The organism is Capnocytophaga periodontitidis (assembly GCF_016126015.1).
GTDB lineage: Bacteria > Bacteroidota > Bacteroidia > Flavobacteriales > Flavobacteriaceae > Capnocytophaga > Capnocytophaga periodontitidis.
The window spans coordinates 231,014-253,793 of the sequence record NZ_JAEFDB010000002.1 but is presented as its reverse complement, the minus strand read 5'-3'; the positions used below and the strand labels follow the sequence as shown (position 1 = coordinate 253,793).

The 22,780-nt window shown below is 40.8% G+C and carries 20 protein-coding genes and 1 pseudogene; 11 read left to right on the top strand and 10 right to left on the bottom strand.

The window, feature by feature from the left end:
* Positions 1-2: 2 nt before the first annotated feature.
* From I7X29_RS05445 to I7X29_RS05415, 7 genes are read left to right on the top strand one after another with little or no spacing between them, the layout of a single operon-like run.
* Positions 3-1,109, top strand: a complete 1,107-nt coding sequence (locus tag I7X29_RS05445) for a WG repeat-containing protein (RefSeq protein ID WP_198473202.1) — start codon at positions 3-5, stop codon at positions 1,107-1,109.
* Positions 1,106-1,543: a dUTP diphosphatase gene (gene dut / locus I7X29_RS05440; protein WP_198473201.1), complete on the top strand. Its 438-nt coding sequence runs from the start codon at positions 1,106-1,108 to the stop codon at positions 1,541-1,543. Before I7X29_RS05445 ends, dut begins: the two co-directional genes overlap by 4 nt.
* The gene (locus I7X29_RS05435) at positions 1,521-2,219 is read left to right on the top strand and encodes a putative polyvalent protein kinase domain-containing protein (RefSeq protein WP_198473199.1); all 699 of its coding nucleotides are present in this window, start codon (positions 1,521-1,523) and stop codon (positions 2,217-2,219) included. The genes dut and I7X29_RS05435 overlap by 23 nt, the downstream gene beginning before the upstream one ends.
* On the top strand, positions 2,216-2,992 hold the full coding sequence (locus I7X29_RS05430) for a DUF4292 domain-containing protein (RefSeq protein ID WP_198473197.1): 777 nt from the start codon (positions 2,216-2,218) through the stop codon (positions 2,990-2,992). Before I7X29_RS05435 ends, I7X29_RS05430 begins: the two co-directional genes overlap by 4 nt.
* A gap of 44 nt (positions 2,993-3,036) precedes the next feature.
* Positions 3,037-4,332, top strand: coding sequence for a murein hydrolase activator EnvC family protein (locus I7X29_RS05425; protein ID WP_198473195.1), 1,296 nt, complete (start codon positions 3,037-3,039; stop codon positions 4,330-4,332).
* A 3-nt stretch (positions 4,333-4,335) separates the two neighbouring features.
* On the top strand, positions 4,336-5,262 hold the full coding sequence (locus tag I7X29_RS05420; protein ID WP_198473193.1) for an ABC transporter permease: 927 nt from the start codon (positions 4,336-4,338) through the stop codon (positions 5,260-5,262).
* Positions 5,222-5,848, top strand: a complete 627-nt coding sequence (locus tag I7X29_RS05415; protein ID WP_198473191.1) for an ATP-binding cassette domain-containing protein — start codon at positions 5,222-5,224, stop codon at positions 5,846-5,848. The genes I7X29_RS05420 and I7X29_RS05415 overlap by 41 nt, the downstream gene beginning before the upstream one ends.
* 6 nt (positions 5,849-5,854) lie before the next feature.
* On the opposite strand, the gene I7X29_RS05410 is transcribed toward I7X29_RS05415, so the two are convergent.
* The 9 genes and pseudogenes from I7X29_RS05410 to I7X29_RS05370 form a co-directional block, all read right to left on the bottom strand.
* A complete protein-coding gene (locus tag I7X29_RS05410; RefSeq protein ID WP_198473189.1) occupies positions 5,855-6,838 on the bottom strand; it encodes a hypothetical protein in 984 nt (327 codons plus the stop codon).
* Positions 6,839-6,866: 28 nt separating this feature from the next.
* A complete protein-coding gene (locus I7X29_RS05405) occupies positions 6,867-7,514 on the bottom strand; it encodes a hypothetical protein (protein WP_198473187.1) in 648 nt (215 codons plus the stop codon).
* Between the two features lie 205 nt (positions 7,515-7,719).
* The gene (locus tag I7X29_RS05400) at positions 7,720-8,079 is read right to left on the bottom strand and encodes a transporter (protein WP_095901302.1); all 360 of its coding nucleotides are present in this window, start codon (positions 8,077-8,079) and stop codon (positions 7,720-7,722) included.
* Between the two features lie 100 nt (positions 8,080-8,179).
* The gene (gene ileS, locus I7X29_RS05395; protein WP_198473185.1) at positions 8,180-11,587 is read right to left on the bottom strand and encodes an isoleucine--tRNA ligase; all 3,408 of its coding nucleotides are present in this window, start codon (positions 11,585-11,587) and stop codon (positions 8,180-8,182) included.
* Between the two features lie 62 nt (positions 11,588-11,649).
* Positions 11,650-12,102, bottom strand: a pseudogene (locus tag I7X29_RS05390) (PIN domain-containing protein).
* A gap of 14 nt (positions 12,103-12,116) precedes the next feature.
* Positions 12,117-12,380: a hypothetical protein gene (locus I7X29_RS05385; RefSeq protein WP_198473183.1), complete on the bottom strand. Its 264-nt coding sequence runs from the start codon at positions 12,378-12,380 to the stop codon at positions 12,117-12,119.
* Positions 12,381-12,543: 163 nt separating this feature from the next.
* Positions 12,544-13,170 carry a GNAT family N-acetyltransferase gene (locus I7X29_RS05380; protein WP_198473181.1) on the bottom strand — a complete coding sequence of 209 codons (627 nt, stop codon included), beginning with the start codon at positions 13,168-13,170 and terminating at the stop codon, positions 12,544-12,546.
* Between the two features lie 12 nt (positions 13,171-13,182).
* Positions 13,183-13,761, bottom strand: coding sequence for a Crp/Fnr family transcriptional regulator (locus I7X29_RS05375; RefSeq protein ID WP_198473179.1), 579 nt, complete (start codon positions 13,759-13,761; stop codon positions 13,183-13,185).
* 4 nt (positions 13,762-13,765) lie between these two features.
* Positions 13,766-14,146 carry a TraR/DksA family transcriptional regulator gene (locus I7X29_RS05370; protein ID WP_002678619.1) on the bottom strand — a complete coding sequence of 127 codons (381 nt, stop codon included), beginning with the start codon at positions 14,144-14,146 and terminating at the stop codon, positions 13,766-13,768.
* Between the two features lie 196 nt (positions 14,147-14,342).
* Between I7X29_RS05370 and dusB the strand changes: the two genes are divergently transcribed.
* Positions 14,343-15,329, top strand: coding sequence for a tRNA dihydrouridine synthase DusB (gene dusB, locus I7X29_RS05365; protein ID WP_198473177.1), 987 nt, complete (start codon positions 14,343-14,345; stop codon positions 15,327-15,329).
* Between the two features lie 88 nt (positions 15,330-15,417).
* Here the strand turns inward: dusB and gldB are convergent, their stop codons facing one another.
* Positions 15,418-16,407, bottom strand: a complete 990-nt coding sequence (gene gldB, locus I7X29_RS05360) for a gliding motility lipoprotein GldB (protein WP_198473175.1) — start codon at positions 16,405-16,407, stop codon at positions 15,418-15,420.
* Between the two features lie 168 nt (positions 16,408-16,575).
* Between gldB and I7X29_RS05355 the strand changes: the two genes are divergently transcribed.
* The 3 genes from I7X29_RS05355 to I7X29_RS05345 all read left to right on the top strand — a co-directional run bounded on the left by I7X29_RS05355 (position 16,576) and on the right by I7X29_RS05345 (position 22,769).
* Positions 16,576-22,053 (top strand): alpha-2-macroglobulin family protein, encoded by a 5,478-nt coding sequence (locus I7X29_RS05355; protein ID WP_198473173.1) that lies wholly within the window; start codon positions 16,576-16,578, stop codon positions 22,051-22,053.
* Between the two features lie 200 nt (positions 22,054-22,253).
* Entirely contained in the window at positions 22,254-22,463 is a 210-nt protein-coding gene (locus I7X29_RS05350; RefSeq protein ID WP_088592933.1) for a hypothetical protein, read from the top strand.
* 3 nt (positions 22,464-22,466) lie between these two features.
* Positions 22,467-22,769 (top strand): virulence protein, encoded by a 303-nt coding sequence (locus I7X29_RS05345; protein WP_198473171.1) that lies wholly within the window; start codon positions 22,467-22,469, stop codon positions 22,767-22,769.
* The last annotated feature ends 11 nt before the right edge of the window (positions 22,770-22,780 follow it).

Here is a 22,780-nt window from a genome sequence, read left to right as displayed (position 1 = left end):
GAATGGAAATACCGCAAGAATTGTGGCGAAAAAACTATGAAGAATCTCAAATCCTAACCAGTGACAACCTCGCTGCTGCTAAACGCAATGGCAAATGGGGGTTCGTAAACCAAAATGGCAAAGAAATATGCCCGTTTAAATACGATGGTACCTTCCCTTTTATCAACGGAACAGCTGCCGTGAAAATAGGCAATCTTTGGGGCGTGCTCAACACTGCTGGCAAAGAAATTGTTCCTGTGTACTACGACCAAGTTTTTACTTTTTCTGAAGGGCTTATCAAAGTGAAGAAAAACGGAAAATTTGGCTTCGTAAATACCAAAGGTGAACTCACAATCCCCGTGATTTACGACGATGCCGACCGATTTTCAGCCCGTATGGCTGCCGTAAAAATCAATGGTAAAGCTGGCTTTATCAACACCAAAGGCAAAGAAGTCATCCCTTTTACTTACGACGAAGCCGATTCCTTTAGCGAAGGCCTCGCCCCTGTGAAGAAAAACAACCTTTGGGGGTTCATCAATAAGAAAAACGAACTCGTAATCCCTTATAAATACGAAGGAACTGAGGGCTTTTTCGATGGTGTCGCCAAAGTAATTCACAACAATTATTGGGGTATTATCAACCCAAACGACGAGGTGATTATCCCTTTTGAATACGACGAAATTATCGGGTTTAACAACGGTTTTACCCCTGTACTGAAAAACGACAAATGGGGCTTTGTAAATAAACGAGGTGAACTTATTTGCGAACTAAAATACGACGAAGCTGCCGAATTTGACGATAATGGTGAGTTTGCTGCCGTGATGATTGCTGAGAAATGGGGCTTTATCAATGCCAAAGGCGAAGAAATCGTACCTCTGCAATACGATGAAGTCAGCGAATTTTGCAACGAAATGGCTGCCGTATGTAAAGACGACCTTTGGGGTTTTGTAAATGCAAAAGGAGAAGAAGTATTTCCTCCTCAGTTCGACGATGTCGAAAGTTTTCAAGAAAAAGGAATGACCCTCGGCTTTATAGGTGAAGAACCTTTTATACTCTTCGAAAACGGTAAAAAATCACCTCTTTCGCAATTTGCCGAGTTCGTAAACGATATAACAACTAAAAAACAATGATTGTAAAAATTAAAAACTTATCTGATAACGAGCTTCCTTCCTATCAAACCGAAGGAGCTGCAGGGGTAGACCTCCGCGCTAATCTCCCCGATAGCAATATCACCCTGCAACCCTTAGAGCGTACCCTTGTGCCTACTGGCTTATTTTTGGAAATCCCCGAAGGCTATGAAGCTCAAGTGCGCCCTCGTAGCGGGATGGCTATCAAGCACGGCATCACTGTGATCAACAGCCCTGGCACCATTGATTGCGACTACCGCGGCGAAGTGAAAGTGCCCATCGTAAACCTCTCTAACGAACCCTTTACCATTACCCACGGCGACCGCATCGCCCAAATGGTATTTGCTGCATACGCAAAAGCCTCTTTCCAAACAGTTACCGAACTTTCCGATACCAAAAGAGGAACCGGAGGCTTTGGAAGCACTGGAGGAAATTAGCAAATTAGCAGCATTGGAAATTAGCAAATTGAAATATGAGTTACAAACTATCATTTGCGGAACGGGCAAAGTTAGCTATGGAGATACTATCCAAGCAGCCACCCGTTACCTTAGAAGAAGCAAAAGCTCAAGTGGAATGGCTGAAGAAAAAAAGTCGGTCAAAAATAAAGAAACAGAGAATCTCTGTCAATGGATAGAGAAGCAGCAACTTTGGTTTAATAATATTGATATGAATTTGTTTCTTTCACAAGGTGCAGAACAAAAAGTATTTTTAAATAGTGAAAAAGAAGTACTAAAACTCAACGATGCCATTTACTACACCTCGTGGATAGATTATTTCAACAATTTGTTGCTGAATAACTATTTTTTCCCCGATACTGCTTATGAATTAAAAGGTTTTTACAAAGATAACGACACCCTTTATGCAGTAGTAAGGCAAGAATATATAAAAGCTGACACCCCTACTTCATTAGAAGAAGTGAAAACTTTTATGAAACTGAATGGTTTTATAAATATCCGAAATAACGACTATCGCAATCCCGAATTAGGTATCATATTAGAAGACCTTCACGACGAAAACGTCCTCACTCGTAACGGCTCACTTTTCTTTATAGATACCGTTTTCTATATAGAACCCTCATTTTGGCAAATCGAAAAAATCGACAAAATATTATGAAAAAAATCATCTTAATCCTTACAACTATCTTATTGGTGAGTTGTAAAACCAAACAAAATTTGGTAACTCCTGCAGGAAAAGTTAGCGTTGATAAACAATCCAAAGAAATTATCAACCACCACCTAAAATCATTCCCCGCTTTCAATACCTTGAGCGGGAGTTTGCAGGTAACCTATAACGACGGTAAAAACGAGCAAAGCCTGCCTCTTTCTTTCCGTATGGAAAAAGATAAAACAATATGGATTTCTGCTCCTTTAGGCGTTGCCAAAGCACTCATCACCCCCGAAAAAGCCGAATATTACAACCGTTTAGACAGCTCGTACTTCAGCGGTGACTTTAGCTATATCAGTAAGTTATTAGGGGTAGAGGTAGGCTTTACCGAATTGCAAAATCTTCTGTTAGGCAATGCGCTTTACAGTCTCAGCTTTAAAGGCGAAGGCACTATCAAGCTCCTCAATGAGGACAACAATATGTATAACATCGAAGTCACTGGCGAGTCACCCATAGAAGCGATTTACCGTTTTTTGCCCGATAACTACCGCGTAGGTGTTACCGAAGTGAATCATTTAGGTGGCAAACAAAAAGCCACTGCTACTTACACTTATCAACAAGTAGACAAACTCCTCTTGCCTCACACTATCAAAATAGTTGCCAGCGAAGGCGATAGTAATACCCAAATTTCTTTAGAATTCAAAGGATTGGATTTAGATAAAAAACTCTCATTCCCCTTTAAAATTCCATCAGGAATGAAAGAAATAACTATTAAAAATTGATACTTTGTCAAAGTCTGTAACAGTCTTGTGAATTACATCACATTATGAATATACTAAAAACAACACTCTTTTTGCTTTGCTTGCCGCTACTGCTCACAGCACAAACTAAGCAAAAAGAATTAGAACAACGCAAAAAGGCACTGCTTGAACAAATCAAGGAGATGTCGGCATTGCGCCAGCAACAAAGTCAGCAACACAAAACCACCGTACAACAAATAGAAGTCGCTAACGAGAAGATATTAGCGCGCACCCGCCTGATACAAATCAATCAGCAGCAGGCAAATCTGCTTTCTAAAGAAATCGCCGATAACGAGGAGCAAATGCGCACCCTCAAAAAAGAATTAGAATACCACAAAAGCGAATACGCCAAAATTATCAAACAGTCGTACAAAAGTAAATCTGCTCAAAATCGATTGCTCTTCTTGCTCTCATCCGAAAGTTTCTCTCAAGCCTACAAACGTTTGGCTTATATGAAACAGTACGTGAACTACCGCAAAGAACAAGTTACCCTCATCCAAACAAAAACCAATAAGATTAAGAGCCTCAACGATACCCTCATAGCTCAACGGAATACCAAAAACCAAGTGCTTGAAGAACAACGCCAAGAACAAGCTACCTTGCAGACTGAGAAAAAGGAATTAGAAACACTCGCGGCTAATATCCGTACGGTAGAACGCAGTTACGAAGCTCAAATACGCGAAAAACAAAAACAAGCCAACGCGATTGACCGCGAAATACAACGCCTCATCCGTTTGGCGATTATTGAGGCTAACAAACGTGAAAAAGAGCGTTTGGCAGCCCTGAACCGCGCCAAGGGTAATGCTCCTAAAACACAAACCTCACAAGGCGGAATGACCACCTCTACCCCTCCATCAGCTTCTGATGCCGAGGTATCTTTTGTCCTCACCCCCGAGTCGCGCCGTGTCGCCGATAGTTTTGAAGCCAACAAAGGCAACTTGATATGGCCTGTAGTCAAAGGGTATAAATCACAAGGTTTCGGCGTGTACTACGACCCCGTATACCCTGAATTGCAACACTATAACAATGGGGTAACCATCGCCACCGAAAAAGGTGCTGAAGCCCGCTGTGTGTTTGAAGGTGAGGTATCGGCGATACAGTCTATCCCCGGTAGCAACAAAGTGGTGCAAGTGCGTCACGGGAATTATATTACTATTTATTACAATCTTACCGATGTATATGTGAAGAAAGGAGATAAGGTAAAAGCCAAAGAAGCGTTAGGCAAAATCTTCACCGATAGCAATGGCAAAACCGAAATGAAGTTCTTTTTATACAAAAACACCACACGACTCAACCCCGAATTTTGGATACATAAAATGTAAGGAATGTTGCGCCTCGCTCTCTACCTCGCTTATATCTACTATCGCAAACTCTTCCCCAAAGGCGATTTGCTCACTATGGGATTGCTATTGGGTGTGTTATGTTATGCCTTATTAGCCTTATATCAACATTATGAAACTTGGCACTACGCCCTTTGGAGCTTGCCCTTGAGTACTTTTGCTTATCACAATACTCGCAAAGATATATCGCTGCTAAAAGCACATTCGCATTATAGAGCAATTCTCATTGCGGAATATGTAATCGAAAGTTTGCCTTTTTTCATTCTTATGTTGTTAAAGAATGATTTCTCAACTGCTGTTGGGGTACTATTATTATTTGTACTTATAAGTTGCTTACCTCAAAAAAACTTCACTCTCAAATACCCTTTCTCACTTACTGATCCCACTTGGCATATCGCCTTCCGCAAGTATAAACTCATCATTGCCTTACCTCTCACTATCGCTTTTGTGATAATAGGACGTATATACGAGAATCCTAACGTAGCACTCTTTGCTTTAGGAGCAATGGCTTTTACCGCTTGTGTCCCCTATTTTGAAAGGGAATTTAGCCCGCATATAGCAGTAGCAAATCACAAAGGAGAAATGTACTTACGCGAGCAGCTCAAAGCTGGATTACTGAATACTATAATACTCTTTGCCCCCTTGATCATCACTTATTTTATAGGCTTTGGAACGCAGAATATAGCAATTCTACCTTTGTTTGTCGCTTTTCCTATTTTGGGGGTAATTACTAAATACGCTTTTTGGGAAAACCCTTTATGGCAATTCTTTGCATTAGCGGCTATTAGTGCAGGAGCAATTTATATCATTCCGCTTGTTGCGATTCCTTATTTTTATTATTTAGCTATACAAAAGATTAAAAAACTACAATATGCTAGAGATTCTCATTCAAGAAAAACACTATTCCGATAGAAAAATACTCGAAAACATACAACTTTCTATCCCAAAGAACGGACTCTATGGAGTAGTAGGGAAAAATGGTGCTGGAAAAACAACTTTCTTTAAATGTTTGTCGGGTTTAACCTCTTTTAAAGGAGAAGTGCGTTATTGCGAAAGGGGAATAATGCCAGAAGAAATTGGTTTTTTACCTACTGAACCTTATTTGTACGAACATCTTACAGTAGCCGAGTTTTATACGTTTTTTCGTTTGTTATTAGGAATAAAACCAGAAGAGGCTATGCCTTTTGAAGTAGATAAAACACTTCTCATTCGAGAGCTTTCTACAGGAATGCGGAAGAAAGTATATTGTAATGCTGTATTACAAAAGCCCTACACCCTCTATATTTTTGATGAGCCTTTCAACGGTTTGGACATTACTTCGGCATTGCATATCAAACAGTTGTTAAACAAGTTGGCTGCTAATCACATCGTATTGATTGCTTCTCATATTTTAGAAACCTTGCAAACTTGTGAAAAGATATACTTAATTCACGACAAGAGTATACAAACCTTTTTGCCCTCAGAACTCAATGCTATAGAAGAATTTCTCATCAGTTAATAAGTTTTACTTAAAGTACTCTATTTTTCGCTCTACGTAAAGCATAGGGACGCCTTGTTCGTAGGTAATCATTCTCACCCAATTACCTTGCTTGTCATCCGTATATTTGTACTCACAAAGATAATCGGTAGAAAAAGTTAAATGATAGGTGAGACGCCTATCTGAACCGAATTTGTTTAAAAATCCATTATTTTCACTCTCATTTATCAAAAGATATTCCTCTTTCAGCTGGTTGTTCTGGTCATAAGTATATTTAGAATGCCATATAAAGTCGTCTATTTTCTGCGAAATGGCTTTAATGAGCTCTCCTTCTGCTCCATATTCATAAAGTCCTCGCCATATAAGTCGGTCGAATTGGTAAACTTCCTTATTTACAAGTCTTTTATTGTTATAAATGTATATTTCTTTAAACAAAGGGAGATCTTCAGTTCTTTTAAAATTCCTTTGAATAAGCTCTCCATCAACATTATAAGTATAAGTGTAGATAGTTTCATCTTTTGTTTTTAGGTCAAGTACTTCCTTCTCTAATTGCCCTTTAGCATTATAGACAAGCGTATCCTTTGTCTCTAAAACCTCGTCTACAAACGTCGATTTATCAATAAGGCGATGCTTTTTGTCGTAAGTATATACTATTTTTTTAGGAAATATATCATCATAGCGCCATTTTTCAGTTATAAAACCATTTTTATCAAAAGTAATAGCCGAAGGGATAATGTTTACTAAAAACTGTATGAAGAATGCTTTTACCCCCATTCGTTCCATTTCGCTGTACTGTTTAATTTTTTTAACAGGGTAAATGCCTTGAGAGAGAGTAGATCCTTTGGCAAAATCATTGCCTTTTTCCTCAGCAAAATAAATAGAAGTTTTCACTGATTTTACCTTGCCTTTCAGCCCCATTTTACTCCAATCATTGCCAGCTGCTTCTCCTTGCGCATAAGCATACACACTCACAATTAAGAGTATAACACAGAAAAAAGATTTTATTTTCATCACATTAGGTTTTAAAATTTAGAAGGTACTACCTAAAAACACTATAAGTAGCCAAAATAATACTAAGTCTTTCGGTATAAGTATCAGGATATTGTTTTATAATATCATCAGCATAGGGGTCAAGATATTTCTTGCCTAAATCTTCTTCTAACCAATAGATTTTCTTCTTTTTTAACCACGTTTCTTTGCTAATTTGGCAGAGCTCAGTAAAATTAGGTGCTTTCTGCAAATCGCGAAACCCTTGTACAACTCTCATATAACGAGTAGCTAATATTTTAGCGGTATTAATACCTTTTGTTGCAATCTCACTGGGGTTGTGCATCTCATTGATTACGGCTTCTTTTAAGCAAACGGCACTGGGCAATAGATTGGTAAGTCTATTGATGTATTTGTCATAAAACCCTGAACCTAACTCAAAGTTTTCATCTAAAGGAATACCAAAAGCTAAGGAGGTACGTTCCCAAACATCATCGTTATCACGTGGAGGCGATACGATAAGAAAACCATCTTGGCTATGTTGTTTGTACTGACCGACGTAAACATACATATAAACCAAGTGTTCGCTATCCAATTCCTTTACCCACGAACGAAGGTTATTGTAATTCATCGGTACAGCCAAAAAACCTTGCTCTTTTAAAAAATTGCTTAGGTTCTTAATATCATTAGCAAAACTCATAGAAATATTTCTTATTTGGTTATTTTACAAAGGGGGTTTAGGTACTACTGAAGAAAAAATATAAAGAAGGTATTGAAAAAGTTTTGTTTTATGTGGGCGTTTGCCAAACGCCTGTACATAAAATACTACAAAAGTAATTGATAATCAGAATATTTTATTTTCATTACATTAGCTTTTAAAGTTTATGTTTTGTAGTATTTAAATTCTAAGACAAAGCATTTATCATATATATAAGCCAATAACCAATGATTCCAATAATATCTGTTACATAGTTTAAGATATATTTTTTATCTTTAAAAACCACATTTTCAAACCTTGTAGAATGTTTTGTTCTTTGTCTTTGTGTAGGTTCTTTATAACACTCTACCATAAGTTCTTCAAAAATATATTCTAACATAAATATTAACTCTTCTCTCTTATCTTCTGGTATATACACTACATCTTTTGCTTTCCAGATAGTCCAGTCAATATTGTGTTTTATAGAAAATCTTAAAAGATAGGGATATAGATATTCCCACACAGTAGGATGTAACTCAATTTTTTTATCATTGCATTTTAAAAACATAAGTACTATTTTATATCATTTCCTTTCTCTCTACTAAAAAAAACTTTGCCAAAAGTGCGAGCCGCACAGGCTCACACCTTTGGCAAAGTGTATCATTAACTTATGATTTTGCAACTACTATTCTTGTTGTTACTTCATCGAAGGCTATTTCTTCACCCTCTGGCAGACTCTCTACAAAAGTGATGCTATCAGTAAGGGTTTCGTTCTTGATGTAGGCTTCGTTGGCTGTAACGGCTGCTTGTAGGGCAGGGTGCGCTTGGAGGTGTATTTGTATGCGGTCGGTGATGTCGTAATCGTTGTCCTTGCGGATATTCTGAATGCGGTTCACCAACTCACGAGCGATACCTTCTTGGCGCAATTCGGGGGTGATGTGAATATCTAAAGCTACCAACAGATTGCCAGCAGTGGCTACCAACCATCCTTCTATATCTTGGGTAGTGATTTCTACATCGTCCAAGCTCAAAGTAACCGTTTTGTCGGGCAGTTGCAAGCTGTAAGTTTGTGCTTTTTCAAACTGTGCTATTTCCGCTTGTCCAAATTCTTGCACCGCTGTGGCAATGGCTTTCATATCCTTACCGAATTTAGGTCCTAAGGTCTTGAAGTTCGGTTTGATTTGTTTTACCAATATACCTGAGGCATCTTCCAAGAGTTCTATTTCCTTCACATTCACCTCGTGCTTGATAAGGTTTGCTACCGCTTCTATTTCTGCACGCTCAGTAGCGTTGGCTATCGGTATCATTATCTTTTGCAGCGGCTGACGCACCTTGATGCTTTCTTTCTTGCGCAAAGAGAGTACTAAGGACGAAATGGTCTGCGCTTTCTGCATCTTGCTTTCCAACGATTTATCGATATAGCTTTCATTAGCTACAGGGAAATCGGTGAGGTGTACACTCTCTTTGTTTTCTTTACCGGTAACGCTCACCAAGTCTTTGTACAATCTATCGGCATAGAAAGGCGCTACAGGCGCCATCAGTTTGGCGATGGTTATGAGGCAAGTGTAAAGCGTTTGGTAAGCGGCTATTTTATCGGTTTCGTATTCCCCTTTCCAGAAACGGCGGCGTGACAAGCGTACATACCAGTTACTAAGGTTTTCTTGTACAAAATCCGAGATAGCACGGGTAGCGCGGGTAGGCTCATAATCGGCATAGAGCGCATCTACTTCTTTGATAAGGGTATTGAGTTCCGAAAGTATCCAGCGGTCTATTTCAGGGCGTTCAGCCAGTGGTATATCGGCTTCGGAGTATGTAAAGTTGTCGGTATTGGCATAGAGCGCAAAGAATGAATAGGTGTTGTAGAGCGTACCGAAGAATTTACGGCGCACTTCGGCTACCCCTTCCAAATCGAATTTGAGGTTATCCCAAGGGTTCGCGTTGGAAATCATATACCAGCGAGTAGCATCGGCACCATACTCGGCTATAGTAGTGAAGGGGTCCACCGCATTGCCCAAGCGTTTGGACATCTTTTGTCCGTTCTTGTCAAGCACTAGTCCGTTAGACACTACATTTTTGTATGCCACACTGTTGAATACCGAAGTAGCAATGGCGTGAAGTGTATAGAACCAACCGCGTGTTTGGTCTACCCCTTCTGCTATAAAGTCAGCAGGGTAAGCGGTATGATTTTCTATATAGTCCTTGTTTTCAAAAGGATAGTGCCATTGCGCATACGGCATAGACCCAGAGTCGAACCACACGTCAATAAGGTCGGTTTCGCGGTGCATTGGCTTTCCTGAAGGCGATACGAGCACTATGTTATCTACGATATTTTTGTGTAAATCTACCTTGTCGTAATTGCTTTCGGAGTTGTCGCCCACTACAAAATCTTTATAAGGGTCGGCAGTCATTACGCCCGCTGCAATAGCTTTTTGTATTTCGGCTTTTAGTTCTTCTACCGAACCGATGCAGATTTCCTCTTGCTTATCGGATGTACGCCAAATAGGTAACGGGATACCCCAATAGCGCGAACGCGAAAGGTTCCAGTCGTTAGCATTTTTGAGCCAGTTGCCAAAACGCCCTTCACCGGTAGCTTTAGGTTTCCAGTTGATGGTTTCATTGAGGTCGAACATACGTTCTTTGAAATCGGTTACGCGTACGAACCACGAGTCAAGCGGGTAGTACAACACTGGTTTATCAGTACGCCAGCAGTGCGGATAGCTGTGTACGTATTTTTCTACTTTAAAGGCTTTGTTTTCTTCTTTGAGGAGAATTGCCAAGCTCACATCCCACGATTTTTCAGGCGCTTCTCCTGCATCGTAATATTCATTTTTGATGTATTTGCCAGCAAAAGCCTCTGGAATATTGTGTCCTTCAATGAATTTTCCTTGTAAATCTACGAGCGGAATCAAATTGCCGTGCGCGTCTTTCACAAGCATTGGGGGGATACCATATTCTTTGGCTACACGGGCGTCGTCCGCACCAAAAGTAGGAGCGATATGCACGATACCTGTACCATCATCGGTCGTAACAAAGTCTCCTGCAATCACGCGGAAAGCCTCAGTAGGGTTTTCGGCAGGAGTGCACCAAGGAATGAGTTGCTCGTAAGCAGTACCCACAAGGTCTGCACCTTTGCATTCTCCTATAATTTGGTAAGGAATTGTCTTACTTTCAGGCGTATAAGCCGCCAAAGCAGCTGCATCGCCCTCTACAAACTTTTTGCCGAATTGTTTTGCCAAAAGCGGTTTACCAATAATGATTGTAATCGGCTCAAAAGTATATTGATTGAATGTTTTTACGAGTACATAGTCAATCTCTTTGCCCACGGCGAGCGCGGTGTTAGAAGGCAATGTCCAAGGGGTGGTTGTCCAAGCAAGGATATGGATAGGTGCTGTAGGGGCACCCAATGCTTTGGCTGCCGCTGCTGCTAACGCTTTTACTTTGAACTGCGCCACAACCGTAGTATCGCTCACATCGCGATAGCAACCAGGTTGGTTCAGCTCGTGCGATGACAAGCCAGTTCCTGCCTTAGGTGAGTACGGCTGAATGGTGTATCCTTTGTATAGCAATTGTTTATTGTAGAGTTGTTTCAAAAGCCACCACACACTTTCCATATACTTAGGTTTGTAGGTGATATAAGGGTCGTCCATATCCACCCAGTAGCCTATTTTCTCGGTAAGGTCATTCCAGATATCGGTATAGCGCATCACGGCTTCTTTACAAGCCTTGTTATAGTCCTCTACGCTTATTTTCTTGCCTATATCTTCTTTGGTAATGCCGAGTTCTTTCTCTACCCCCAATTCTACAGGCAAGCCGTGAGTATCCCACCCTGCTTTTCGTTTTACTTGAAATCCTTTCTGAGTTTTATAACGGCAGAAAATATCCTTAATAGAGCGCGCCATCACGTGGTGAATACCAGGCACTCCATTGGCAGATGGCGGTCCTTCAAAAAACACGAACGGAATAGCGCCATCACGTGAGGCGATACTCTGCTCAAAGATGTTGGCGGCTTTCCAGAAAGCCAATATTTCTTCTGCTATCTTAGTAAGGTCTAAGTGTTTGTACTCGTTGAATTTCATATATCGGTTATTTTTAGTCGTTAGGTGTGAGCCACACGGGCAGTGGTTGTTTGTTTATTCTTTTAGATATTCTTTTTATATGTTTGTGCTATTACTTCTTTTGTTGAAATAAAGAAATGAGCGTACCCCTTTTGAGTAAGTCCCTCTTTCAAACGGTCATCAGAAGTCCAGATTTTATGTTTTATCTCTAAATGTAGTGCGATGAAGGGATAGTCTTTTATATCTACATCAGCTACTATTTCTCTTGCTTTGGAGGCATTTGCCTTTTTAACATCTTTTTCTTCTACAATAGTAACTCCTTCTAAAAGTTGTTTGAAATCAGCTATTAGTTGTTTTTTTGTCTTATTCCCTTTAAGGCGTTTCACCAGATCGGGAATATGCTCGTTTACTTCTGTTATAAGATAATCAGGTACTACAAATTATATTCTTTTTCTCTCTGCTAAAATAGATGCAATAGTACCTTTAGGAGATAGCAAAGCACTCATAAAAATATTACTATCAGCAATAATTATCATAATCTTAAAAAGTATTAGAAGTTAAAATGCTCGTCCCAGCGTTTGGCTATTTTCTTATTGATTTTCCTCGAGAGGTCTAAAATAAAATCCTTGTGCTCTAAAGGAATACCATTCTCGTCCTCCTCCAGTATTTCATCTGAAGCTACATACTGGATAGGCGTTGCCAAGGCTTTTGCTTTTTTGGGTTCTTTGAACGTTACAAAATCAAAAGCTCTCAACATCTCTATAATAGCATTGGCTTGCGGACTGGTTTGCTCTATGGTTACTGTTACTGACATAGTTGTAATTATTAGTCGTTAGACGTTTGTTTGGCGCAAAAGTAGAAAATAATCAGGAATTTAGCAAATTTGAAGGTTTAGAGCATAAAAAAACTTTGCCAAAGCTACAAGCCGTGCGGGCAAAAACTTTGGCAAAGTATGCGATTTTTCACTTTTCATTTTTTCACTTTTCACTCTTCACTTCCGCCAGCATCGTCCAAACATCTACGCCTCCTATTTTGGTTTGGTGAATTTGCTCAAAGCCGTGTTTTTGGTAGAAAAATACATTCATTGCGGTATTGGTGACCAAACTGAGTTGGCTACCTCCTTCACGTGCTACTAAAGGCAAAACGGCTTCGTCTAAAAACTTACCTCCTATGTGTTTGCCTTGCCACGCGGGACTGACTACAAAACTCTCTAAATACCATCTGTTTTCAGAAGTTTGTTTTTTGGCGTACTCGCTGCTCTTGTCTAAAAATGGCAAGAAGCATTGAGTAGGTTTGGCATAACGCCAAAGCGCAAAAGCTCCTGAGCGCAAGTAGTCCCAAAGGGTAATACGGGTGTGGCGCAGTGATTGCATCACGGCAACAGCTATAATTTCGCTATTTTCTTCGGCTATCAGGCAATAGCCCTTGCGGATATTGCTCATCACTTGCACATAATGCAATTTGTTCAGATAGTCGATATACTTGCTATTGGTAGTAAAAAAAGAGCTGAGCACCGCGCGATACATATTGTAATTAGCAAAAGCATCGGTGAGCACAGTAGCTACTTTACGGGCATCGGCAGGAGAGGCAAGACGGTAGGTCATAGGATTTAGGGGTTAGGGAACAGGGGTTAGGAGGTTTGCTCTGATAACGCTGAGGGTTTGCTGGGTAATGCCTAACAATGAGGCGATATGCCCTAAGGGAGCGCGGAGGAGTATTTGGGGGTAGTTGTTTAGCAGCCATTGGTAACGCTCTTGGGCGGTTTGGAACTTTACGAGGTACAGCCGCTCGGTGAGTGATTTGATGGCTGAAACCAAGAGCAGGCGCATCAGGCGTTCCAATTCCTGATGTTCATTTACAACGAGTTCTACTTCCGAAAAGTTGGCTACCCACACCACACTGTCTTCTAAGGCTTCTAAACACAAAGGAAAAGATTGATTGAAATAGATGCTTTCCACTGGAAAATAAAACATCTTTTCGAGAAAAAAATTATGGGTAATATCTTTCTTTTTCTTGTAGTAAAAACAGCGCAACAAGCCTTCTTCCACATAGAACAACTCTTTTGAAGTAGTGCCCGCTTTGAGCAAAATGTTATACTTCTTTACCTCCCTGCGCTCGAATAGGTGAGCCGTTAGGGAGGTAAGGGTTGCGATGGGAATTTGAGTTTCTTGGTGTAGATACTCGGTGAGTGTCATCAGGCTATTGCATATTTTTAGCCTCGATGCTAAGGGTAGCGTGAGGCACTGCCATCAACCTGCGTTTATCGATGAGTTTACCTGTTACGCGGCAGATGCCATAAGTTTTGTTCTCAATGCGAATCAGCGCATTTTTAAGGTCGCGAATAAACTTCTCTTGACGGATAGCCAAGGCAGTATTTTCTTCTTTGCTGGTTACCTTAGAACCCTCTTCAAAAGCTTTGAAAGTAGGGGCAGTGTCGTCGGTACCATTAGTGGCACTATTCATATAGGAGCTTTTGATAAGTTCCAAATCAGCTTGAGCTTTTTTGATTTTTTCTTCTATAAGTGCCTTAAATTCTTCCAATTCCTTATCGGAATAACGTACTCTGATATTTTCTTCCATAACGTAATAGGGTTTAGAGGTTTAGGAGTTAGGAGTTAGTATATTACCTTCCAATTCCTAAATTTGGGGCGTAAAAATACAATTATTTTTTAAAGTAGCAAAATTTTAAAGGATTTTTTTATTTGCTAATCTCCAAATTTGCTAATTTGCTAATTACACACTACCTTTGCGCCTTTGAAAATAAATTTATTACAACGTGCCTACAATAGGAAATATAGACTTGGGAGAATTCCCGCTACTGCTCGCTCCTATGGAAGATGTGAGCGACCCTCCTTTTCGCCGACTGTGCAAAATGCACGGTGCTGATATGCTCTACAGTGAGTTTATCTCATCGGAAGGTTTGATACGTGATGCTATTAAAAGCCGACAAAAATTAGATATTTTTGACTATGAACGCCCCGTAGGAATACAGATTTTTGGGGGTGATGAGGAGGCTATGGCGCTCTCGGCTAAAATTGTAGCTACTGTAAACCCCGATTTGGTGGATATCAACTTTGGTTGCCCAGTGAAAAAAGTGGTGAGTAAAGGAGCGGGCGCTGGAGTACTCAAGGATATCGACCTGATGGTACGCCTTACCAAAGCTGTGGTAAACAGTACCTCCCTACCGGTAACAGTGAAAACGCGCTTAGGCTGGGACGAACAAAGTATCAACATAGAGGAAGTAGCTGAACGACTGCAAGATGTGGGGATTAGTGCGCTCACTATTCACGCGCGCACCCGCAGCCAGATGTACAAAGGGCATTCGGACTGGAGTTATATTGCCAAAGTGAAGAACAACCCGCGTATGCACATTCCTATTTTTGGCAATGGCGATATCGATAGCCCCGAAAAGGCTTTAGAATACCGCAATAAGTATGGTATCGATGGCATTATGATAGGGCGCGCGGCTATTGGCTATCCGTGGATTTTCAATGAAATCAAACACTATTTCGCTACTGGCGAACTTCTCCCCTCCCCTACGATTGCCGACCGTGTGGAAGCAGCTAAAAACCACTTGTTATGGTCGGTAGAATGGAAAGGCGAACGCCAAGGAGTAGTAGAAATGCGCCGCCACTATGCTAATTATTTTAAAGGAATCCCTAATTTTAAGGAACATCGCCACAAATTAGTAACCTTAGACGCTTCGGAAGAGGTGGTTAAGGCTTTAGATAATGTCTTAGAGGTCTTAGGAGATAAGAGGTAATTTATAGGAAAGCCAGCGATAGCTGGGTATGTGCTGCAAACGCCCTCAAAAAAAAGGTTTTGCAAACGCCCCTATAAAAATCTCATCATTACTTATTAGGCTTGTACTGTGATTGTTTAAAGAGGGCATCGGAGTTCATTGCCAAAATCTTTACTAATGGTTCTTCTTTATGATTTTCGGCATACGCCTGAACGATGCGTAACCCCATAAATTTTGCTATTTGCCCTGGTGACTCATTATCTAATTCCAAATAGAATTTAGAGAAAGGCGCTGGGTAGAGAAAACGCGCAAGGAGCTTCTTATCAGTTTGATAAAGGAGCTCTTTTTCTATAAAATAACGCCATATCTCGGGTTCATTAGCTTCAGCCCACGCGTACTGCTGGTCGGTATATCGCAACAAGTCGGCAGTAGATTTTTTAGGAAGTAATTGTTGTTCCAAGTACAGTTTTTTTCCTTCGTAAATCATATTGTCCAAAAAAGAAAGATGTACGCTACGAGGTACTAATTTTTCAGCAAAAGCATCGGCTACATCCACTGCTAAATATTTTTTGTCGAGCTCGGTAGAGATGTAATGTTGCATATCTTGGTAGAATGGGTGTTTAGCGCCCAAGTAGTTATCACTACCTATAAGCAGGAGGCTATCGGCATAAATCACACGCGACTCGTAGTCTACTCTACTGAGGAGGGTGATGACCTTAGGCGCTTGAAATTTAGGAAAATAGTACTTGATATGTTGAAACAAACTTTTTAGTTCTTTCTTTTCGGTTGATAAATCACCTAATTGTTTTTCTACTTCGCTATATAAGGTGTGATAATAAATATTTGCAAATTCTGGCAAATCGGGGAAAATAGGTTTGTTTTTGATTTCCACCCATTCACTATCGCTAATGCTGGGAGTGAAAAAATAAGGATATTGATGGCGCAAGGCAGGGAACTGTGCATCAGGAGTTTTTACAAATAGTGAATCCAAGCGCACCATCTCAAAGGACATTGGTATGGCGGCAATTTCTTTTTCTTTTTTGTCACCACAAGCTACTATTAGCAGCAAAGAGGCGAAAAGGAGGAGTTTTTTTGTCATTTTCTTAGTATTGTTAATCATCATCAGATTTGCATTTTAAACTTTGGTAAAGTTTGAAGTGCAAAAGTACAAATAATTAGCAAATTAGCAAATTAGCAGATTGGCAAATTTGTTAATTAACAAAATTATTACTATTTTTGTCGCTTGAAAATCAATTGTTATTGAACTATGAAAAAAATAGGCTTTGTACTCTTAGCATTATTATTAGCAGTTGCTTGTAAGAAAAACGCCAATTTCAACAGCAATCCGCTGGCTTTTAAAGATTATATTTCGGGGTATACCTCAGGGGTGATTTCTGCCCATTCAGGGATTAAAATACTACTGAATGAACCGCTATCTCAAGAAAAGATGGACAAGATAAACGACCTCCATCTGTTTGAAATTTCTCCTAAAGTAGAAGGAAAAGTAGTGTGCCAAAGTCCGTCACAAATCGCCTTTGTGCCCAATAAACCCTTAGCTCAAAACACTGAATATCAAATTTCTTTCAACGTGAAAAAGCTCTACAGTGTACCTAAAAAAGAACTCGAACTCTTCAACTTCACTGTAAAAACTTTAGAACAGGCTTTTAGAGTTAAATCGGGCGACTTGCAGTCCTACAACAAAAATTTGTACTTCCTCAACGCCGAGCTCTTAGCTAACGACCAAATTTCCTACGAAACCGTAAAAGATGTGCTCAAAGCCAACCTCAACGGCAAAAAAGTAGCTGTAAAATTTCAATCACAAGGCACTAACAACAAGTTTGTGATTATTTTTGATAGTATCCCGCGTATCGATAAAGAGCAAACACTTGAAATTAAATGGGATACTAAGGATGTTCCTCAGGAAAACCTCATTCCTTTCTCCTTTACTATTCCACAAAAAGGGATCTTCAAAGCGCTAAACGCCCGCACCGATGGCGCCAACCAATCGTTTAGTGTAAACTTTTCCGACCCATTAGAAAAAGAACAAGATTTTACAGGGCTCATCAGCCTTAGCAATACCGATACCGCACTGAAATACAGTGTAAATGGCAACGTGGTGAAAGTATTCCGCGAGGAACAAAAAGAAGGTGATTACAAGGTGCACGTTTCCAAAGGCATCAAGAATATCTATGGCGATCGCTTGGAAAAAGAAGCGACTTTTAATATCAAATTTTTACAACAAAAACCCGATATTCGCTTCCTTAAAAGCGGCACTATACTGCCAAGCTCGCAAAATTTGAAAATTAACTTCCAAACTATCAACTTGCGAGCGGTGAATGTTACTGTATACCGCATTTTTGAGAACAATATCTTTCAATTTTTGCAAGATAACGATTTAGGCGGAGGCTCCTATATACAGCGCGTGGGTAAGCCTATTGCACGTAAAGTATTAAAATTGAATGATGGAGCGCTCTATCCGCTCAATGAGTGGAACACCTATTCCTTAGATTTAGCATCGGTAATCACCCCCGAACCAGGAGCTATTTACCGCGTGGAATTAGGGATGACCAAAAACTATTCACTCTACGCTTGTGGTTCTAAAAACGAAGAACCCCTCGACCTTTCATTTGAAGAAAAACCTCTGAATGACGACGATGTGAACTACGCACAATATTACTACGATTACGACGAAGAATTCTACTGGGAAGAAGATGAGGATAGCCCTTGCAAAGACGATTATTACTACGGCAGAACAGTGGGCACCAATGTGCTCGCCAGCGATCTCGGGGTAATAGTGAAGAAAGGTCAAACCAATAGTTTTACCATCATAGTAAACGATTTGCTCACTACCAAACCCGTAGATGGAGCTGTAGTAGAGGTGTTTAGCTACCAACAACAGAAAATACAAGAAGGCAAAACCGATAGCAAGGGAATGTTGCGCTTAAACCTCAGCAGCCGCGCTTATTTTGCCAAAGTAAAAAAAGATAAGTTTACTACTTATGTGAAGTTAGACGACGGCGCTCCCCAATCGGTGAGCAAATACGATGTAGATGGTATGCGCTTGCAGAAAGGACTCAATGGCTTTATTTATACTGAGCGCGGCGTGTGGCGCCCTGGTGATAGCATTTATGTCGGTTTCATTTTAAACGATTTTGCTCAAAAAAATCCTGAAAAATTACCTATCAAACTCCGCTTTACCGACCCTTATGGCAAGGTCATTGCCGAACGTATGCAAACCAGCAACCCTACCAATCAATATGTTTTTGGTTTGAAAACCAATGCCGATGCTCCTACAGGCAATTGGAGTGTTGCTATTTCGGCAGGAGCTGCCAAGTTTAGCAAACGCATCAAAATAGAAACTATCAAACCTAACCGCCTCAAGATAGAGAATAGCCTCAGCGGAAAACTCATCAGCGGTAATGGAGAGAATGTACGCTTGCAGGTGTTGTGGTTACACGGTAGTCCTGCGGGCAATACGGGGGTAAATGTAAAAGCAAAATTCTACCCCTTAGAAACCGCTTTTAAAGGCTATGAAAAATACGTGTTCAACAACCGTGCTTACCAGTTTGAGAGCGAAGAAATGAACGTGTATGAAGGACAAACCGACAGCAATGGCAATGCGAATTTCTACTTCAGAACGAACGACTTAGAAGCTCCCGGTATGTTAAAGGTGAACTTCCTCACCCAAGCTAACGAAAGCGGTGGCGACTTTAGTACCGATGTGAGTACAGCCTCTTTCTCTCCTTATAGTGAGTATGTGGGCTTGCGTTTGCCCGAAACTAACAAATACGACTACTACAACACCCAGCAAAACCATACTTTCGATGCTGTAGTGCTCAGTGAAAACGGACAGCCACTCGGCAACAGAACCGTAGCAGTTACAGTGTATAAAGTAGGTTGGAACTGGTGGTGGGACGCTTCTAACCAAAACATCTCTACCTACAACAGCAGCAACAGCAATGCTATTTACAAAACCGACTATCTCACCACCGATAGCAACGGTAAAGGGCGATTTACCCTCAATATCCCTGATGCCGACTGGGGTCGCTATTTCATTATGCTCAGCGATAACCAAAGCGGTCATAAGTGCGGTACTACTGTTTATTTTGATTGGGGTGACTGGACTGGCAAATCACGTGGCAGTGAGGGTAGTGAAGCGGTAATGCTCGCCTTGGGTACTAACAAAAAAGAATACAATGTAGGCGAAAAAGCCAAAATCACTTTCCCTTCCGATAAAGGCGGACGTGCACTTATTTCGGTAGAAAATGGCAATGATGTACTCGAAACTTATTGGGTGGAAACTGCTAACAAAGAGACTACTTTTGAGGTGCCTATCACCAATAAGATGTCGCCTAATGTGTATTTCTACGTTACCCTATTGCAACCGCACAACAAAACGCTCAACGATGCGCCTATTCGCTTGTACGGAGTTGTTCCCGTGAAAGTAGTAGATAAAAACACAGTGCTCACCCCTGTAATCCAAATGCCCGACCGATTGACTCCTAACCAAAAAGTAAGCATCAAGGTAAGTGAGAAATCAGGTAAACCGATGACCTATACCGTGGCAATTGTGGAGGATGGACTATTGAATCTCACCCGCTTCAAAACACCAAACCCTTGGAATACTTTCTTTAGCAAAACGGCTTTAGGAGTAAAAACTTGGGACGTGTACGACGATGTGATTGGCGCCTATGGTGGAACTATCAATCAGGCGTTTAGCATAGGGGGTGACGAGGATTTAGGCGGCGCCGATGCTCAAAAAGCAAACCGATTCAAACCTTTTGTTATCTTCCGCGGCCCGTTTGAACTCAAGAAGGGAGCTACCAACGCTCATACTGTGAAAATTCCTAATTATATGGGCTCTGCTCGTGTGATGGTAGTCGCCAGCAATGTAGCCGCCAATGCTTTTGGTAGTGCCGAGAAAAAAGATATACCTGTGGTAAGTCCGCTATCAATTTTAGGTTCCTTGCCGCGCAAAGCTGTGCCTAACGAGAAAATCGTATTGCCGGTAACCGTTTTTGCTATGGAAAAACAAGTGAAAGATGTTGCCTTGCAGGTAGAAACCAACGGTTTGTTTAAAGTTACCAGCAACCGCCACCAGCAGCTACACTTTGATAGCACTGGTGAGAAAATGGCTTATTTTGAACTCGAAACCACCGCTCAAACAGGTATTGCCAAAGTGAAAATCACCGCTACTTCAGGTAAAGAAAAATCTACTTATGAGGTAGAAATGGATGTGTACAACCCTAACCCTGTTACTTATGTAGTACAAAATGCAGTATTGCAAGGCGGACAGTCACATTCTCTCAACATCAATCTCTTTGGTGAAAAAGCCAAAACAGTGTTGGAAGTTTCCAGCTTCCCAGGGGTAAATCTCACTCAGCGTTTGGGTTATCTTATTGCCTATCCACACGGTTGTGGCGAACAAGTTACTTCAGGGGCATTCCCTCAATTATTCCTCAGTGACTTTGTAACCCTTTCTAAAGAAAAAGCCGACGAGGTGAACCGCAATGTGAGTGCAGCCATCAGCAAATTGCACGAGAATCAACTCTCCAACGGTGGCTTTACCTATTGGAAAGGAGGTCGTTACGCCGATGATTGGGTAACTTCGTATATAGGTCAGTTTTTTGTAGAAGCCGAGAAAAAAGGCTATGTGTTGCCATCGGGTAGCAAACAGAGCTGGCTCAACTATCAGAATAGTGAAGCGCGCCAATGGCGTTATGAGGGTAAATACCAAAACGATTTTGCCCAAGCCTATCGCCTCTATACTTTGGCACTCGCCGGAAATCCTAACATAGGCGCTATGAACCGCTTGCGTGAACTCAACGAGCTCACCCCTAATGCTAAACGCACTTTGGCAGCTGCCTACGCCCTTGCCGGACAAAAACAAACTGCCGAAAAATTGTTCCAAACCACCGCTATCGACGATGATGCCAATAGTTATTACGGTTCTGTACTCCGCAACAAGGCAATGGCAATGGAAACCGCTTTGCTCATCGGCAGAAAAGAAGATGCAGGACGATGGGCATTAGAGATAGCCGAAAAACTTTCTACTAACGATTGGCTTAGCACCCAAACCACTGCTTATGCCCTCTACGCAATGGCCAAATACATACAGAAAAATAAGAGCGGTAGAAGCATCAATGCCAGCTATACCCTCAGTGGTAAAACCGAAAATCTAAAAGCTACCGAGCCTATGCTACAGAAAACCCTTGCTGCTAAAGGCAATGAGAGCTTACAAGTGAAGAACAATGGCAACCAAACCCTCTATGTACGCCTCATCACAAGTGGTATACTACCTGTAGGCAAAGAGTTGGCTATGCAAAACGGTCTTTCGCTTAGCACTACTTACCGCGATAGTAACGGACACACACTTGATGTGACCAATTTACGCCAAAGCACTCAGTTTGTAGCCACAATCGAGATTACCAACCTCACTGGTGAGGCGGTAGAGAATGTAGCGCTCACTCAAATCATCCCTTCGGGCTGGGAAATTGTAAATACCCGTTTTACCGATTACGATGAAGGCAGCAGCAATAGCAATATAGACTACGCTGATTTCCGCGACGACCGCGCGAATTTCTATTTGTCACTCAAAGCTAAGCAGACCAAGTTTATCAAGCTCAAACTCAACGCCTCGTATGCGGGCAAGTACTATCTGCCTGGCACTTATGCTGAGGCAATGTACAGCAACCGCTACAACACCCGCACCAATGGCAAATGGGTAGAGGTAATGAGAAAATAAGGAGCGAGCCGCACAGGCAAAAAACTTTGGCATATTCTATAAATCTGATAATCAATCACTTTTAATCATTTTGTAGGGGCGTTTTGCAAACGCCCCCACAAAATAGAACTTTTAGGACACCCTCTTTTAATTGCTTGTCGTGCTACGACTTCGTAATTTTTTACTATCTTTGCCCCCATAATTATAAATCTTATAGCATTATGAAGAAAGAAACCTCTCAATCCCCTTATAAAGTAGGTGATATATTAGAAGTATCGCCTTATTTAACAATGTTAGATGACTGGATTATAGGGAAAGTTATTAAGATATTTAAAAATCCTTTCATCGGAGACGAAATAGCTATTGAAGATGATAAAGGTCGTATTTTCTTTGGTGTTAAGGATTATTTCAAACCTCATAAAATTCAATAGATTATGTATGCTTTAGCTTTTGATATGAGTATTTCCGATTTAGAAAAACACTATGGAAAACCTTATAATAATGCCTATTTTGAAATAGCTACTATTCTTTACAAATATGGTTTTTATAGAATACAAGGAAGTACTTATGTTACAGAAGATAGAAATATAGGCAATCTAATGTTAGCTGTTGATGCCCTTGCTTATACAGAATGGTTTGCAAAGTCAGTAAGGGATATTAGAGCTTTCAAGATTGAAGATTGGAGTGATTTGACCGAAACTGTTAAAATCAAAGCGTCCTTATACAAAAAACGATAATATTTTAAATA

Coding starts and splice junctions, on each gene's coding strand:
- I7X29_RS05380 (WP_198473181.1), bottom strand. CDS start 13,170: ATGACCTACCGTCTTGCCTCTCCTGCCGATGCCCGTAAAGTAGCTACT.
- I7X29_RS05375 (WP_198473179.1), bottom strand. CDS start 13,761: ATGACACTCACCGAGTATCTACACCAAGAAACTCAAATTCCCATCGCA.
- I7X29_RS05345 (WP_198473171.1), top strand. CDS start 22,467: ATGTATGCTTTAGCTTTTGATATGAGTATTTCCGATTTAGAAAAACAC.
- dut (WP_198473201.1), top strand. CDS start 1,106: ATGATTGTAAAAATTAAAAACTTATCTGATAACGAGCTTCCTTCCTAT.
- I7X29_RS05420 (WP_198473193.1), top strand. CDS start 4,336: ATGTTGCGCCTCGCTCTCTACCTCGCTTATATCTACTATCGCAAACTC.
- I7X29_RS05415 (WP_198473191.1), top strand. CDS start 5,222: ATGCTAGAGATTCTCATTCAAGAAAAACACTATTCCGATAGAAAAATA.
- gldB (WP_198473175.1), bottom strand. CDS start 16,407: ATGACAAAAAAACTCCTCCTTTTCGCCTCTTTGCTGCTAATAGTAGCT.
- I7X29_RS05370 (WP_002678619.1), bottom strand. CDS start 14,146: ATGGAAGAAAATATCAGAGTACGTTATTCCGATAAGGAATTGGAAGAA.
- I7X29_RS05350 (WP_088592933.1), top strand. CDS start 22,254: ATGAAGAAAGAAACCTCTCAATCCCCTTATAAAGTAGGTGATATATTA.
- I7X29_RS05410 (WP_198473189.1), bottom strand. CDS start 6,838: ATGAAAATAAAATCTTTTTTCTGTGTTATACTCTTAATTGTGAGTGTG.
- I7X29_RS05425 (WP_198473195.1), top strand. CDS start 3,037: ATGAATATACTAAAAACAACACTCTTTTTGCTTTGCTTGCCGCTACTG.
- I7X29_RS05400 (WP_095901302.1), bottom strand. CDS start 8,079: ATGTTTTTAAAATGCAATGATAAAAAAATTGAGTTACATCCTACTGTG.
- I7X29_RS05430 (WP_198473197.1), top strand. CDS start 2,216: ATGAAAAAAATCATCTTAATCCTTACAACTATCTTATTGGTGAGTTGT.
- I7X29_RS05405 (WP_198473187.1), bottom strand. CDS start 7,514: ATGAGTTTTGCTAATGATATTAAGAACCTAAGCAATTTTTTAAAAGAG.
- I7X29_RS05355 (WP_198473173.1), top strand. CDS start 16,576: ATGAAAAAAATAGGCTTTGTACTCTTAGCATTATTATTAGCAGTTGCT.
- I7X29_RS05445 (WP_198473202.1), top strand. CDS start 3: ATGGAAATACCGCAAGAATTGTGGCGAAAAAACTATGAAGAATCTCAA.
- ileS (WP_198473185.1), bottom strand. CDS start 11,587: ATGAAATTCAACGAGTACAAACACTTAGACCTTACTAAGATAGCAGAA.
- I7X29_RS05385 (WP_198473183.1), bottom strand. CDS start 12,380: ATGTCAGTAACAGTAACCATAGAGCAAACCAGTCCGCAAGCCAATGCT.